At 50.3% G+C, this 15,817-nt stretch carries 10 protein-coding genes and 2 pseudogenes; 8 read left to right on the top strand and 4 right to left on the bottom strand.

What is annotated here, in order from left to right; all coding sequences use genetic code 11:
• Positions 1-15 precede the first annotated feature (15 nt).
• From Q1A54_RS03015 to Q1A54_RS03030, 3 genes and pseudogenes are all read right to left on the bottom strand, one after another.
• A complete protein-coding gene (locus Q1A54_RS03015; protein WP_196114272.1) occupies positions 16-1,275 on the bottom strand; it encodes a TolC family protein in 1,260 nt (419 codons plus the stop codon).
• Positions 1,262-4,468, bottom strand: a pseudogene (locus tag Q1A54_RS20335) (CusA/CzcA family heavy metal efflux RND transporter). The gene Q1A54_RS03015 and the pseudogene Q1A54_RS20335 overlap by 14 nt, the downstream one beginning before the upstream one ends.
• Positions 4,469-4,622: 154 nt before the next feature.
• Complete coding sequence (locus Q1A54_RS03030; protein ID WP_196114274.1) at positions 4,623-5,057, bottom strand: hypothetical protein; 435 nt, start codon at positions 5,055-5,057, stop codon at positions 4,623-4,625.
• Between the two features lie 394 nt (positions 5,058-5,451).
• Here Q1A54_RS03030 and Q1A54_RS03035 point away from each other — a divergent pair.
• The 7 genes and pseudogenes from Q1A54_RS03035 to Q1A54_RS03070 form a co-directional block, all read left to right on the top strand.
• Positions 5,452-5,657, top strand: a pseudogene (locus Q1A54_RS03035) (hypothetical protein); the annotation flags it as partial.
• Between the two features lie 659 nt (positions 5,658-6,316).
• Positions 6,317-6,682, top strand: coding sequence for a hypothetical protein (locus Q1A54_RS03045; protein ID WP_196114275.1), 366 nt, complete (start codon positions 6,317-6,319; stop codon positions 6,680-6,682).
• A gap of 208 nt (positions 6,683-6,890) precedes the next feature.
• Positions 6,891-8,285 carry a TolC family protein gene (locus Q1A54_RS03050; protein WP_196114276.1) on the top strand — a complete coding sequence of 465 codons (1,395 nt, stop codon included), beginning with the start codon at positions 6,891-6,893 and terminating at the stop codon, positions 8,283-8,285.
• A 3-nt stretch (positions 8,286-8,288) separates the two neighbouring features.
• On the top strand, positions 8,289-11,447 hold the full coding sequence (locus Q1A54_RS03055; RefSeq protein WP_196114277.1) for an efflux RND transporter permease subunit: 3,159 nt from the start codon (positions 8,289-8,291) through the stop codon (positions 11,445-11,447).
• 25 nt (positions 11,448-11,472) lie between these two features.
• Complete coding sequence (locus Q1A54_RS03060; RefSeq protein ID WP_196114278.1) at positions 11,473-12,579, top strand: efflux RND transporter periplasmic adaptor subunit; 1,107 nt, start codon at positions 11,473-11,475, stop codon at positions 12,577-12,579.
• A 564-nt stretch (positions 12,580-13,143) separates the two neighbouring features.
• Positions 13,144-13,434, top strand: coding sequence for a DUF983 domain-containing protein (locus tag Q1A54_RS03065; protein ID WP_230391910.1), 291 nt, complete (start codon positions 13,144-13,146; stop codon positions 13,432-13,434).
• Positions 13,435-13,622: 188 nt separating this feature from the next.
• The gene (locus tag Q1A54_RS03070; protein ID WP_196114280.1) at positions 13,623-14,498 is read left to right on the top strand and encodes a helix-turn-helix transcriptional regulator; all 876 of its coding nucleotides are present in this window, start codon (positions 13,623-13,625) and stop codon (positions 14,496-14,498) included.
• A 149-nt stretch (positions 14,499-14,647) separates the two neighbouring features.
• Here Q1A54_RS03070 and Q1A54_RS03075 read toward each other — a convergent pair whose 3' ends face one another.
• Positions 14,648-14,803, bottom strand: coding sequence for a hypothetical protein (locus Q1A54_RS03075; RefSeq protein WP_196114281.1), 156 nt, complete (start codon positions 14,801-14,803; stop codon positions 14,648-14,650).
• Between the two features lie 653 nt (positions 14,804-15,456).
• Here Q1A54_RS03075 and Q1A54_RS03080 point away from each other — a divergent pair.
• On the top strand, positions 15,457-15,816 hold the full coding sequence (locus Q1A54_RS03080) for a metal-sensitive transcriptional regulator (protein WP_230391911.1): 360 nt from the start codon (positions 15,457-15,459) through the stop codon (positions 15,814-15,816).
• Position 15,817: the final 1 nt, after the last annotated feature.

Below are 15,817 nucleotides of genomic sequence, written 5' to 3' on the forward strand. Positions count from 1 at the left end.
TCACTCGACCGCAATTTATTTCTCTATTTCTTTTTCATAGCTTACCGACATCTGGTAGAGCGACTGCAGCAGCTTGAGAGACTCCATCTGCGCCATGTTGAGGGCTTCCCAGGCATCGATCACCAAGGGCAGCTCCTCACTGTTCTGCTCATAGGCCAGCAGGGTCACATCGTAGTTCTTCTTCAGCGCCGGGAGGATCCTGCTGTTGTAATTTTCAACCTGCTCCCGCATCGTATTCAGCTCCAGGGCCATGGTTCGCGCCATCCCTTGCGCCTCGTTGAGCATGGCTTCCCGCTCACGCTGCATGGCCTGTATTTCCAGGTTCATGGCCTTGGTGTTGGCCTTGTACATCTTCGACGACCAGGGGGCGATCGGGATCGAGACCATGCCCATGGCCGTGTACTGCTGCGGCATCATGTTGTCGCGCGGGTACATGTGGTCGAAGCGCAGGCTGAAATCCGGCAGGCGTTCTTTCTTTTCCATCTCCACGTTCAGTTGCATCGACTGGATGGTTCGGTCGAGCTGGCGGATGTCGCTGCGGGCGCCGCTCAGGTAGCTCGTATCAATGGCGGGGACAGCCGGTGCAGGTACGGCTACGGTGGTATCGATTTTATACTTCTGGTCTTTGGGCAAGTTCATCAGGATGTTGAGCTGCACGTTCTGCTGCTCGATCTGCGAAGCCGTCATTACCTGCATGTTCTTTACCTCGTGCAGCCTGGCTTCGGCTTTGTAAACACCACCCAGCTTGCCCTGGCTGTAGGGGTAGCGGATACGGGCCAGCTTCAGCATGTATTCCATGATCCGCTCGTTGTCTTTGAGAACATCCAGCTGTTTTTCCAGCACCACCCAGTTGTAGTAAGCCGTTTTGGCCTGCGCCCGGAGCTCGTTGAAGGTCACATCCTTCGCCGCCTGCTCGACGCCTGCTCTTGACTTCATGTATTTCTCCTTGGCGCGAAGCTTTACCGGGTTGGGTATGTCCTGCTCTGCCGATATCATCCAGGCGCCTTTATCACGCTCATCCATGATCTCGGCCCCTGGGTAGGGGGCCATGAACACACCACCGCCTACCATGGGCGCCATCCAGCTCTTTGCGCCTTCAGCGTAGGCATCCATCGCTTTTGCCTTATAGTTGTACTGTTGCAGCATCGGATTATTGTTGCTGATGCGCTGCAGTACGCTGTCTAAGTTGATGGTGTGTTGCTGCTGGGCCAGCACCGGGGTGCCAGCCAGCAACACAAACACAAACAACCAATTTATTTTATTAATGCTTAACATCGTATATCTCTAATTTGCCGTGTTTCTTTAACTCATACTCTTTCGTCATTTCAAACACCACCGGGGTTACCAGCAGGATGTGGATAGAAGAGGTAAGAACCCCTCCGATCAGCGGCAGCACGATCGGGAGCATGACGTCAGTGCCCACACCAGTTGCCCAAAGTACCGGTATCAGGCCAAACAGTGATACCGACACGGTCATGATCTTGGGACGAAGGCGCTTTACCGCTCCTTTGAACACGTAGTCCCGGATGTCCTGCTTGGTAATCGTCTCGCTGCTGTTGCCTTTCAGTGCCACCAGCTCATGCATCGCCTCGTTCAGGTACACCACCATCAGCATACCCGTTTCAATGGCCATACCAAACAAGGCGATAAAGCCTACTGCCACTGCTACCGATAAGTTCACACCGTAGAAGTAGACAATGAATACCCCGCCGATCAGGGCAAACGGGATGGTGATCAGGCTGAAAAAGGCTTCTTTCAAGGAGTTGAAAGAGAAGTATAAAATAAAGAAGATGATAAGAACCACCAGCGGAAGTATGATTTGCAGGGTCTGGTTGGCGCGCACCTGGTTTTCCCACTGCCCGCTCCACTCCAGGTAATAGCCGTTGGGCAGACCGGTCACTTCTGTATTTAACTTCTCAATGGCTTCCTTCACAGTGCTGCCCAGGTCGCGGTCGCGCACGTTGAAGAGCACGGCCCCGCGCAGCTGCGCATTCTCGGAATTGATCATAGGAGGCCCTTCGGTGAAACGCACCGTGGCAACCGAAGAAAGCGGAATGGAACCTGCCGAAGCCGTCTGGATGGGGATGCGCTCAATCCGCTCCACGCTGTTGCGGTACTCCTGTGCCAGGCGCACGTTAATGGAGAAGCGCTTGCGCCCTTCAATGGTATTATCTATTGGTGCGCCACCCAAGGCAGACTCCACGATCATGTTCACATCGTCTACGGTCAGGCCATAGCGGCTGAGGGCTTCCCGATTGATGTCTATTTCCAGGTATTTGCCGCCTGTGATCGGCTCTACGAACAGGTCACTTACGCCTTCGACATCACGCAAGGCAGCCCGCACTTTTTCCGAAACCGAAGCGATGGAGTCCAGGTTCTGGCCATACACTTTCACGCCCACGTCGGTACGGATGCCGGTAGCCAGCATGTTGATGCGGTTAATAATGGGCATGGTCCACCCATTCACCACACCCGGGATCTGTAGCTTGCTGTCGAGTTCCCGTATGATATCCTGTTTGGTGATGCCTTCGCGCCATTCCGACCGTGGTTTGAGCATAATGATCGTTTCAATCATGCTGATCGGGGAGTTGTCGGTGGCCGTACTGGCGCGGCCCGCTTTGCCCAACACACTCTCCACTTCAGGCACCGATTTGATGATCTTGTCCTGCACCTGCAGGATGCGCTTGGCCTCAGCGTTGGAAATGTCAGGCAGTGTTACCGGCATGAACAGGATAGAGCCTTCGTCCAGCGGCGGCATAAACTCGGTGCCCAGGCTCATGAGCATGGGGATGGAAACCAACAAGGCCAGGATGTTGACCCCGATGGTGGTTTTACGCCACTTCAGGCACCACTTCAGCACCGGTCCGTACACCCATTCCAACGCCCTGTTGATCGGGTTGGCGCTTTCTTCTTTAAACTTCCCTTTCAGGAAAAAGGAGATGAGCACTGGTGTCAGCGTGATGGCTATGATGGCGTCCACGATGAGGATAAATGTTTTTGTCCAGGCCAGCGGGCCGAACAGCTTGCCTTCCTGGCCGGTGAGCAGGAATACCGGCAGGAAAGAGGTGATGACGATTACGGTACTCCAGAACACGCTGGGCCCCACCTGCTTGGCAGCCTTCTCGATGATCCGGATTCTATCTTCTTTTGATAATTTCATGTTGAGTTTCTTCTTGAAAGACTACAGTTAATCCTCCCATGGTTTGCCCTTGCTCGCGTCAGCCAGATGGCGGTAGGAGTTTTCTACCATCACAATCGCATCGTCCACGATCACACCGATGGAAAGGGCAATGCCGGTAAGCGACATGATATTGGAAGAGATACCGAAGGCGTTGAGCAGTATAAAGCCAATGGCGACTGACAGGGGCAGCTGAATCATGATGACCAGTGCACTGCGCCAGTGGAAGAGGAACAGAAACACAATCACGGAGGCTACCAGCATCTCTTCGATCAGGGTCTTTTTGATAGAGTCCACCGATTCGTTGATCAGGCCGCTGCGGTCGTAAACGATGTTGAACTTCACGCCCTCGGGGAGGCCTTTGGCGACCTCTTCCATCTTCACTTTCACGAGGTCGATCACTTCTTCGGCATTTTCGCCGTAGCGCATCACCACAATGCCGCCCACCGCTTCGCCCTCGCCGTTCACGTCGAAAATGCCCAGGCGGCTTTCCCCCGTCATCTGCACCGAGGCCACATCACGCACCCGCACCGGTATAGAGTTGTTGGTGGCGATGGCAAGGTTCTGGATCTCTTCTGTAGATTGTAAATAGCCTGTGGTTTTGATGATATAGCCGATGTCGGATAGTTCGAACTTACGGCCACCGGCTTCGTTATTATTGGCGCGGATGGCCTGGATAACCTGCGGCACCGAGAGTTTATAGTAGGTAAGTTTATTAGGATCCAGCGTGATCTGGTATTGCCTCTGGAAACCACCAAAGGAGGCCACCTCGCTGACGCCTTTCACATTCTGCAGCGCAAACTTCACATACCAATCCTGTACGGCGCGTTGCTCCCCCAGGTCCATGCCCGGGGCGTCCAGGGTGTACCACAGGATATGGCCCACGCCGGTACCGTCCGGGCCCAGAGTAGGGGTGACGTCTTCCGGCAGCATGTTGCCAACAGAGTTAAGGCGTTCCAGCACGCGGGTCCTTGCCCAGTACACATCTGTTTCGTCTTCAAAGATGACGTAAATAAAGCTCATGCCGAACATGGAGCTGCCCCGTACATACTTTACCTGGGGCAAACCCTGCAGGTTGGTAACAAGCGGGTAGGTGATCTGGTCTTCGATGATCTGTGGGCTACGGCCCATCCATTCGGTAAAAACGATCACCTGGTTTTCAGACAAATCGGGGATGGCATCCACCTTGTTTGTCTGCACGGAATACAAGCCCCATCCGAATAGTACCGCTGAAATGAGCAGGACGATATAGCGGTTACGGAGCGAAAGAGATATTAATTTCGCAATCATGTAAGTAGAAAATAAACCTTAACAGGAATTTGAGCAGCCACCGGGTTGTGGCAAGTAGGAGGTGAGGCCAAAGCACATAGGAAGACCAGTCCGGTCCTTCATGAGAAGACACGGCTGCGCCAGCCAAAGCGTGGCATCACAGGAGCCTGAAAGGTTATAGCAGGAAAGATTGCACCAGCACCGGGATGTCGCGGGCAATCGGGGGGGATTTATACAGCGCGTAGGTAGACGCTTGTTCTGCTTCAGGAGCAAATAGCTGAAGTATAACCACTTTAAAAGCGGCTACAAATTTCAGGTCTAAGGCTTTGGTAAGCAGCTGTGCGTTGGAATCTGAGGCGGCATCAGCTTGCTCCAGGTGGAGCGTGTGGTCATCGCAGCAGGCGGATGCAGAATCGTCTGAGCCAGGCACGTTATGGCAGGATGGCAGTTTTTGTTGCTGCTGTTCCATCGGGCAATCTGCCTTGGCTCCGAAAAAGGAAAGATCCTCTAACTCACCCTCACACAAATGCATGCCCACCGAGATGCCGGTCGAAGAGACAAGCACCACGAAGGTCAGGACAAGTAGGATCAGGTGACGGATCAGCTTCATAGTGTGACTTAAACTTTTGCAAAGATAAAGCATATGTAACAGAGTTTGTTACATAAATAGCGGAATGTTTTATAAATTCTTTGCGAAACAACCCATCAGGCGTATGATGGTGCCAACGGATCACAATTTAAATAAGAACCAGTGTGAGGTTTCAAAAAACAGAAAAATGCTTAGCTTCTCCCTTTTGTTTAATACTGCTTGAAGATTATGTACTCTACTGTGTGTTGTATCTCTATGATACGTTGGTAGATGGAATCCTTCTGGCTTATTGTGGGAAAACTCATTCCGACTGAAACCAAACCTTTAACAACCATCCTGTAAAACTTGCAGCACTCAGCTTAAATTGCATAACAGCCTGGGAAGGACGAAGATACAATTTCCCGGAGTGCAGAATCTTTCTTGGAGGCATACAGTGCGGATGATCAGGCAGAACCTGTTCCGGGCCTTCATCCACAATCTAATAGGCATTTCCATCAGGGCTGGGGTACTCACCCGCTACAAGGCTTCCTGCTAAATCCGATGGTAGTAGGAGTAGCCATGATATTGAGGTCTGCGTCAGTGATGACCAACAGTTTGCAGCTAAAGGCGCAGAAAATATAGAGGTGCAAGATAAATATGTTAAAAATAAGAAGGATTGTGTAACAGACCACCCTCAGGCAGGTGCTGTTTTTGTAGTGATAAAAATAAAGTAAGAAAGCTAGCTATACAAAAGGATGAAGCAGCTACAGTTTAAATCCAATATCAATTGCGGAGGCTGTGTTTCAAAAATAACCCCTGTGCTCAAAGACAACGAGTGGAGCGTGGATAATAAAGTGTTAACCGTGAAAACGGATTCTCTCTGCCAGTCAAATCATTGTTACGGTAGAGGAGGCCGGTTTTAAGGCACAAGCTCTTTAGTGTTGTAGTCCAGAAGTGGACCAAAGAAAAACAATGCCAGCGATCGTAAGTATTAGAGACAACTCTTGTAATGAACATGAGATTGTAAGTAACGCTAACATTCAAGAAGAAGCTACTTATGCAGTAGCTTCTTCTTGAATGTTATAAAGACAACACTACGGTTTAAGTTTTAAAGCTCACCGGTAAAGACTACAACACAAACAGTAAACTACACCATGGTGGCTGCAGGTATATGCCTTATCTTTGTCCCAAGAATGGGCAATGCCAGGCTCAGCCTGGAGATTTATGACAGTTGTGAACGGTTGATTGGAGTCTATTGTCGAGTTCTTTCCCTATAAATTGTGAATAGCTTTTTAACCATATTGTTTAGTATCCTCTACGTCACGGCTTCCAGCGGGGCGGCCTTCCAATTGCAGTTCTGCAAGGGGCAAGTGGTAGATGTCAACGTATGGTCGGAGAAAGAAAGCTGTGCCACAGAGTGCCCTACTGGCAAGCCTGAGAAAGAATGCTGTAAGTATTCCCAGCAGCAGCTGAAGGCCGACAGCCAGCACGACGACTTAGTTACAAGTATTTCAAAGCCTGTTTATCTGGCTGCTATTCTCTCGTATCCAACACAGGATGTTCCCTCTTCCGTATCATCGATAGTAGTAGAGTACCCCAAAAGCAACGGACCACCTCTGGCAGGTAAGGTTGCACTCTACATCAAAAACTGCGTTTTCAGAATTTAGATCATTCCCCTTCTTAAACCAAAGCCTCGATTCTGCAGGCTTAGCCATTACCGATACACTTTGAAAGCTACCATAGCTTAAAAACCTGTGCCCATACTTGCTCTAGTTTGTGCACTAGGACTATCGTTAATGGCCATTAACCGGCTGCTCTTCTCATGCCCATGTGTGCCAGGGTGAAGCAGTAAATCCAACCTTATTTTTTTAACCAATGCGAGTAGAACGTATGACGCTCTTACTCTGCCTCCTGCTGTCCGTTCCGGCGTTTTCCCAGACGCTGACGCTGCAGGATGCAGTCGATAGGGCATTGAATAACTATGGCTCGATAAAAGCCAAAGAAAAATACCAGCAAGCATCAGAGGCAACCGTCCAGGAGCGGAAAAAGGATTACCTGCCCGATGTCAGGCTCTCGGGCCAGCAAAGCTACGGAACAATAAATGGCCAGCATGGTCCCTTATATGGGTTTGGTGGACTAGGCGTTGCTTCCACCGCGCTGCCGCTCCCCGAGCAGGATTGGAACGCCGCCTTCGGCGCGCTATACCTGGCAAACGTCAACTGGGATTTCTTCAGTTTCGGGCGGGTAAAAAGCTCAATCAAAGTAGCGCAGTCTGAAGCGGCTGTAAGCCAGCAGGCGTTGGAACAGGAGCAGTTTGAGCATCAAGTGAAAGTAGCTGCTGCTTACCTCAACCTGCTCACGGCCCAAAGGATAGCCTATACCAAAGCGGAGAACCTCAAGCGGGCGCAGGTATTTAAATCCACTGCGGCTGTATTAGCCAGGAGCGGATTGATCGCAGGCGTCGATTCTTCCCTGGCCAACGCGGAAGTCTCCAATGCCCGGATTGAGCAGCTGAAAGCACGGGATATGGAACTGGAAAAGTCCAAAACCCTGGCTGTGCTGATGGGCGTGCCTTATGCCGAGTTTACGCTGGATTCGACGTTCGTTACTAGCATTCCTGTCGCACTACTCACAGAACCTTCTCCAGTTGAGGAAACGCATCCGGCGCTACAGTTCCAGTTAAGCCGCATCGCCAGGAGCGATGCCGAAGCAAAGCTGTACCGCAAAATGGCCTACCCGACCTTTTCCTTGTTCGGTATTGTGCAGGGCAGAGGCACCGGGTTCCAATCCATTTATCCGCAAGATCAGTCCGCCTTCTCAAGCAACTATTTCGACGGAGTTGGCATTGGTCGTGGCAATTACCTGGCCGGTGTCGGTTTGCACTGGAACCTGACCTCCATCTCCCGCCTCAACTCCAGAATCAAGTCACAGGAGCTGCGGTCCCAGGCCCTGAAGGACGAATATGAGGTGGCTTACCAGGAACTGGAGGCACAGGCCAGGCTGGCTGATGCCAAGATAGCCAATGCCCTGGAAAGTTACCGGGAGGCACCGGTGCAGGTAAAAGCCGCTTCTGACGCTTACCGACAGCACACTGCCCTCTATAAGAATGGCCTGACAACTATTGTAGACGTGACACAATCCCTCTACACGCTTAGCCGGGCAGAGGCAGAAAACGAGATTGCCTATGCCAATGTCTGGCAGTCTCTTTTGCTGAAAGCTGCCGCTACCGGTGATTTTAATCTTTTCATGGACGAAGTTAAAGCTGAATAAGAAATGAATTTAATACGAAGCGCCTTACGTAAACCCATCTCCGTGCTGGTGATGGTGGTGGGCCTGCTTTTCTTCGGGGTACAGGCTACCCGCGATGTGAAAGTGGACCTGCTGCCGGAAATGAAGATGCCTGTGGTTTACATCGCCCATTCCTTTTATGGGTATACGCCCAAACAGATGGAGTCCTACTTCACAAAAATGTACGTGAACATGCTCCTGTTCACCAACGGCATCAAGGACATCCAATCAAAGAACTCGCAGGGCCTGACCCTGATGAAGGTTACCTTTCATGAGAATACGAACATGGCCTCTGCCGTTGCCGAGATAAATGCCCTCTCCAACAGGTCGCAGGTGTTCCTGCCGCCGGGTGCGCCGCCGCCCTTCATCATCCGTTTCGATGCCTCTTCGCAGCCGGTGGGGCAGCTGGTCTTCACCAGTCCGGTCAAGAACAACAACCAGTTGCAGGATGTGGCCAACTTTGCGGCCCGGCCATTTCTAATTTCTATCCCGGGTATCCAAACGGCACCGCCATTCGGAGGAAGCCCGCGCACGATAGAGATCAACATCGACCCGGAGCTGATCCGCGCCCATAACCTGACGCCTGACCAGATTGTGGAGGCGATCAGCAACAACAACATCACGGCTCCTTCAGGCAACGCCACCATCGGCGACATCAACTACCTGACCCCGACTAACAATGTCATCAAGACACTGGAGGAGTTTGGCGAGATCCCGTTGTTTAAGGGCAGCGTGGAGAACCTATACTTGCGGGATGTGGCTACCATCAAGGACGGCGCCGATATCACGACGAGCTACGCCCTTATCAATGGGGAGCGGTCCGTGTACATCAACATCGCCAAATCCGGGGATGCCTCCACCTGGGAGGTGGTGAAGAACCTAAAGCAAAAGCTTCCTGAGATTCAGAGGAACCTGCCCGAGGATGTAAAGATATCCTATGAGTTTGACCAGTCGGTTTATGTGATCAACGCCGTGAAGAGCCTGATAACGGAAGGGGTGCTGGGAGCCGTACTCACGGGCCTGATGGTGCTGCTGTTCCTGGGAGACCGTCGGGCAGCCCTTATCGTAGTCCTGACCATTCCGATTTCCATTATCTCAGGGGTGCTGTTTCTGAAGCTCTTCGGGCAGACCATCAACATCATGTCGTTGAGCGGATTGGCGCTGGCTGTTGGTATTCTGGTGGACGAGAGTACGGTAACGATTGAAAACATTCACCGGCACCTGGCCATGCGCAAAACCAAGGCCCAGGCCATCTGGGAAGCCTGTAAGGAGATCGCTTTCCCGAAGCTGATGATTCTATTGGTTATATTGGCTGTGTTCGCGCCTGCGTTCATGATGGCCGGTATACCGGGTGCGCTGTTTAAGCCTTTGGCCCTGGCAATTGGTTTCTCCATGATCATCTCGTTCCTGCTCTCCCAGACCTTTGTGCCTGTCATGGCTAACTGGCTGATGAAAGGACATAACCATGATGCAGAAGCTAAAAAAGAAGGCAGGTTTGAGAGGTTCCGCGATGGCTTTACGAACTTCCTGAACCGAATCCTGCCGCACCGCAAACCTATCGTCGCAGCTTACCTGGTAATTGCCTCCGGCTTGGTCGTGCTGTTTTTCGCCAATATAGGGAGCGATGTACTGCCAGCCGTTAATTCGAGCCAGTTCCAGATCCGGCTTCGCGCTCCGGATGGCACGCGCATTGACCGGACAGAAGACAGGGTAAAAACAGTGTTAAGTGAGATTGAGGGAATCGTAGGAAAAGAGAAGGTTGCCATATCGTCCGTGTTCATCGGGCAGCACCCCTCTACCTTTGCCGTGAGCCCGATTTACCTCTATAACTCCGGCCCGCACGAAGCCCTGATGCAAGTGGCGTTGAATGACTTTAATGGCAACATAGCAGATGTGAAGGATCAGATACGCGGCCGTATCAAGGAGGTGATGCCGGATGTAAGACTCTCCTTTGAACCCATTGAGCTGATTGACAAAGTGCTGAGCCAGGGATCGCCCACACCGATAGAGGTTCGCTTTTCGGGGATGAATAAGATGCAGAACGCCATGTATGCGAAGAAGCTGCTCGCTAAGCTCAACGAAATCGATTACCTGCGTGACCAGCAAATCGCACAGTCTCAAAAGTACCCGACGCTCAATATTGAGATTGACCGCCAGCGGGCAGCGCAGCTTGGCGTGGATGTGCGTGATATTTCCAGGTCGCTCATCGCCTCAACGGCATCGTCGCGGTATACCAGCAAAAACATGTGGATCGATAACGGCATGATGGGTATCGCCTATGACGTGCAGGTACAGACGCCGCTCAACAAGATGAACAGCAAGGAGGACCTGGAGAACATTCCGGTGCTGAAAAATTCCTCGCGACCTGTTCTGAGTGATGTGGCTACCATTACGCCTGACACAACCTATGGCGAAAGCGCCAACCTGGGCACGATGGGTTTTATTACGGTGACGGCCAACCTGCACAAAATGGACCTGGGCACGGCTACCAAAGACGTGCAGGCGGCCATCGCAGCGCTGGGAGAACTGCCGAGGGGTCTGACGGTAAGCCTGATCGGGACATCCAACGTCCTGACGGAAACGACCAACAGCCTGCAGAACGGCTTGCTCGTCGCGATTGTGGTCGTGTTCCTGCTACTGGCGGCCAACTTCCAGTCCCTCAAAGTGCCTTTGGTTATCCTGACGAGTGTGCCTACCGTGCTATTCGGGGCGCTGGGGCTTCTGCTGCTGACAGGCTCTACGCTTAACCTGCAGTCCTACATGGGGATCATCATGTCCATTGGGGTTTCCCTGGCGAATGCCCTGCTGCTGGTGAGTAATGCGGAAGAGCTTCGCAAGTCTAACGGCGGAGATGCCCTGGCAGCAGCGAAAGAAGCCGCTTTCCTACGCTTAAGGCCCATCATCATGACCAGCCTGGCCATGGTGGCCGGTATGCTGCCGATAGCCATCGGGTATGGAGAAGGCGGTGACCTGATAGCTCCACTGGGCAGAGCAGTTATCGGAGGGCTTGTCGCTTCCACTTTTGCGGTGCTGATTTTCCTTCCATTGGTTTTTGCCTGGGTACAGGGGAACTCTTCAACAGATTCCGTGTCGCTGGATCCGGAGGATGAAGAGAGCAAGCAGTATGTGCTTCAAACGGTTTAGTTTCTAACTCACAGATTTTAAGAAAATGAAAAATATTCGGTTTATTTCATCCCTTGCGTTCTACAGCACTTCCTTGGTGCTGTTGATCAGCAGCTGTACGCCCACAGAGGTAGCAGAGAAAAAGTCAGAGGAGCCCATGATGGCTCCCAAGATGGAAACCTTCGCGGTGACAAAAGATAAATTGACAACTACCCTGTCGGTGCCGGGAGAACTTGTTGCCAACCAGGAGGTAGATATCTATGCGAAGGTGAACAGTTTTGTAAAAGTTTTGAAGGTAGACATAGGCTCTGAAGTGAAAGCGGGAGAAGTACTGATGATACTGGAAGCACCCGAGATCAGCTCCCAGCTAGCCGCTGCCAGATCCAAAATAAAATCTTTAGAGGCCAACTATATTGCCACCAGGGCAAGCTATGACCGGATAGTGGAGGCAAGTAAAACAGAAGGCGCCGTTGCCCAGGACGCACTCGACCAGATCACGGCCCGGAAAAATTCGGACCTGGCACAGCTGGAAGCTGCCAAAGCTTCGCTGGAGGAGGTGAAGGTGATGGCGGGATATTTGGAACTGCGTGCGCCGTTCAGTGGCGTCATCACTGCCCGCCATGTGGATGTGGGCGCTTATGTGGGGCCATCCGGCAAGGGGTCAGCACTGCCCTTGGTTACGCTGCAGGAGCAAAAAAAACTACGCCTGATCGTATCAGTTCCCGAAGCCCATCTGCCATACCTAAATACTACAAATCCGGTAAGCTTTACTGTTAGGTCGCAACCACAAGCCTCCTATAGCGGCGTAATCAAACGGCAGGCGGGAGCCCTAGATGCCAAGCTGCGCTCAGAGCGTATAGAGTTGGATATCCCAAACCCTGACAGAACGCTGTTGCCGAGAATGGTAGCCGATGTAAAGATTCTACTTTCACTCAAGGATAGCACATTTGTTGTTCCTGAAATGGCACTCGTTGACTCTGATGAAGGCATTTACGTGCTGAAGGTGGTGTCAAACAAAGTGACAAGATTGCCTGTGCGAAGAGGCCGGAAATTCGATGGGAAAGTTGAAGTATTCGGCGAATTGAAAACTGGAGACAGTCTGATCAGCAAAGCAACCCCGCAAATAGAGGAAGGTGCTGTTGTGATGAATTGAGAAGTCAAGGTATAGCGTCTGACTATCTTGTTTTTGCTGTGCCCTGGCGCTTCAAAAAATTGGTTAATGTTTAGTTTGTGTTGATATGGGGCTCCTTTTGGGAGCCCTATATTTTTGATCCTCGAGTACGGACAATTTCTTAAAGCTCTTGTGTAACCTATTAAGGTACTCAATCAAGCCAGAGGATGGTAATGGTAGTTGTTACTGATTCCGGGTTTGCATGACACTGGTTTTATCCTATCCTCGTTTTCTCATTCAAAGAAGATTATCAGGCTATAGTGTCAAGTGGGCAATGCCTGTGATTTTTTCCTTTGTCAGGTGTTACCATCTCTCGGATGGTAGAATTTGTGGTCGAAGAGCACAGAAGTCCAGTCAATTGGACTTTTTGTGCCGTAAGGTAGGTAGAACGTGTTCGTATCTTTGTAGAGCGATATAATTAATGAAACAGCGATCATGGGTCAGCGAAATTCCCTCCTGTATAGCATTTTAACTGTGAAATGCCCCAGGTGCCGGGAAGACAGTGTGTTTCCGAAGGGAACCTTGTACACTACTAAGTTTGCAGAGATGCACAAAACATGCCCTTGTTGCGGACAGGTTTTTGAACCGGAAGTAGGCTATTACTACGGGACGATGTATGTAAGCTTTGCCTTCAACGTAGCAATATTTTTAGTATCCTTGTTTTTGCTCTATCAGTTTGTAGAAGAGGTGACCATGGCGATGATGATCGGGATTGTGCTGGTGACGGTGGTGGCATTACTGCCAGTTATTTTCCGTCTGTCCCGGGTGGTGTGGATCAATATATTTATCAGGTATGAGGGCCCTTGCAGCGAGATCTCTAGGAAGACATACTCATAGGATTTGCTTATTCAAATATTCACGATTTTAAACTATAATGGACCTTGTTCATAGTGAGTGAACAAGGTCCATAACAGGGGGTGTAGTCTCTTCCCACGGTAACACCCAACACGAATTACATGATCAAGTTATGCATGGAAACTCTGTCCACCTAACCCTCTGTGATATACTTACTACGCGTCTTTCTTATGTCTACATCCATACCGGTATATGATATTTGCTCACTCTCTTCGAATAAACCAGAGCAGCATGATATTTTGGTAAGCAGGCTAAGCCATTACCTTGTAACCCATCCAAATTTAAAATTTCCTCATCGCCATTCCTTCTATCACCTGGTGCTCTTTACCAAGGGAGAGGGAACCTACGAGATAGACTTTGTAAAATGCACAGTTTCGCCCTCGCAAATGTATTTTATGGTGCCGGGGCAGGTGCATTCCTGGGACCTTACGGGAGATACTGATGGCTATATCATAAACTTCTCCAGTAGTTTTTTCCACTCTTTTTTACTCTCGCCGGAGTACCTCAAACAGTTTTCTTTCCTATCAGGTATAGTGGATGGGTCCATTATTACTCTGCCTGAAAATCTCCGGCAGGAAATCACCGCTGTGTTTGAGTCAATTATAGAGGAAGCACAGCTAAAGCACCGTGTCAACAGGGACATGATACGGGTTCTGCTGCTGCAGATTTTCCTTACTATAAACAAGCATCTGGGCAGTAGGCCAGAACAGAAGGTGACCGGCTCCAAAGTAATCCTTATTCGGAATTTTCAGAACCTGGTGGAGCAACATTTTCACCGCCTCAGGCTTCCCAGAGACTATGCGACTTTGCTTTACATTACTCCTAACCACTTGAACGCCTTAAGTAAAGACATTCTGGGTAAACCCGCAGGTGAAGTGATAAGGGAGAGGGTGCTGCTGGAGGCAAAGCGGCGGCTGATCGATTTTGATCTTACCATCTCTGAGGTAGCCTTCCAACTCGGGTTTAATGACAATTCATACTTTACGAAGTTCTTTAAAAAGTATGGAGGGATTACGCCTGAGGAGTTCAGGGAAAAGCACAGCTAAACAGCACTTGAGCGAGATTTATTACTTGTGGTCTTTTACTAAAAAGTTTCCCTCAGCAACTTTAAAGGCTTTATGTAGACCAGGTAACCAGCATTTTTTGTAAGGAAGACTGACAATCCTGTGAAATCACACAGGACGTACCCATTTTTTCATTTGATTTGGTCGGCAATGGTAATATAGCCTGCGTACTGGGCGTCAACGGCTGTCAGCACGATCGTTTCCACGATACCCTCCAGGCTTTGGTCATAGGCGATGTTGAACTTCCGGAGCAGCTTGCTGTTGCCTGCCTGCCAAAACCGTCTCACCTTTCATTTTGGGGCCAAAAGCCTAAATACTAACTCTTTTGTAATTACTGTTTAAAACAGATAATTTGTGCTGACTTCAAAAAGGACAGTGTAGAATAATCCTTTGTTTGTGTACCCCCCTCTAAGCCTGTTAACTTGCTCAGGTGAGTAAACAAGGCAATGATAGTCGAAATCTGGTCTTGCAGCCCTGCCAGTAGAGCCTGTTATTGTACAATTGAAAAGTTGTGAAGAAAGTCAGTTAATAGATGCCGCCAAGTATCAAATCGTGTTACAGTGCCGTCAGGGCGAGCCGGGTTTGCTTTGATGGGCACATGAGCGAACCGGTTATGAAAATGTGCCCCAGGCTGTGTTTGGACACTATTGTCATGGCCAAAGCCTGCACGTGTACCGTAATTACGAGGCGGTGGCTGCTTTAGATGTATACCAATAATAGGGATACACAGTAGATGCTGAAGGTTTGGCACATGCTTGCAGGTTGTTTGCATTGACAAGTATGGATAGCTGAGTCTCTATATTAAGACGCGCTGCTTCTGTATGCGATACGTACTTCAATTTAAGAATATGCAGAGATTGCTCACCAAGTGGGGTAATAATGGTAATGGCGTAGTGAAGATTTGATCCTCAGAATAAAGAACGTAATGATACCTAAAGATTTGACCAGAGATATTAAGAACAGATTGAAGGGCTTGAGTGGCCACATTGATGGAATTGTTAGGATGATGGATGAGGATAGATCACCCAAAGACATACTCCTGCAGATGAAGTCGGTGGAGAGTGGACTACAGAAGGCGCACCATTTGTTGCTGGATGAGGTATACCGGAAGACATTGGCGATCCAAATCGTGAATGCACGGAATTCCTGCCCGGGCGATTGCGGCAATGAAGAGAAGATTGAGGCACTCCGGAAGGAGTTCCCGGGGCTTGAACTGGAGGAGCTGGTAAGTAAGATAGAGGAAATAGAAAAGCTCACCCAATGGCTCCAGGAATACCTCAAGGCAGGCAACAAAGGTTAAC

It is taken from the genome of uncultured Pontibacter sp. (assembly GCF_947502515.1).
In the GTDB taxonomy this organism is placed as follows: Bacteria; Bacteroidota; Bacteroidia; order Cytophagales; family Hymenobacteraceae; genus Pontibacter.

What these genes read in the sequence shown, in the direction of transcription:
- Q1A54_RS03015 (WP_196114272.1), bottom strand. Translation starts at nt 1,275, where the DNA reads ATGTTAAGCATTAATAAAATAAATTGGTTGTTTGTGTTTGTGTTGCTG.
- Q1A54_RS03030 (WP_196114274.1), bottom strand. Translation starts at nt 5,057, where the DNA reads ATGAAGCTGATCCGTCACCTGATCCTACTTGTCCTGACCTTCGTGGTG.
- Q1A54_RS03050 (WP_196114276.1), top strand. Translation starts at nt 6,891, where the DNA reads ATGCGAGTAGAACGTATGACGCTCTTACTCTGCCTCCTGCTGTCCGTT.
- Q1A54_RS03055 (WP_196114277.1), top strand. Translation starts at nt 8,289, where the DNA reads ATGAATTTAATACGAAGCGCCTTACGTAAACCCATCTCCGTGCTGGTG.
- Q1A54_RS03060 (WP_196114278.1), top strand. Translation starts at nt 11,473, where the DNA reads ATGAAAAATATTCGGTTTATTTCATCCCTTGCGTTCTACAGCACTTCC.
- Q1A54_RS03065 (WP_230391910.1), top strand. Translation starts at nt 13,144, where the DNA reads ATGCACAAAACATGCCCTTGTTGCGGACAGGTTTTTGAACCGGAAGTA.
- Q1A54_RS03070 (WP_196114280.1), top strand. Translation starts at nt 13,623, where the DNA reads ATGTCTACATCCATACCGGTATATGATATTTGCTCACTCTCTTCGAAT.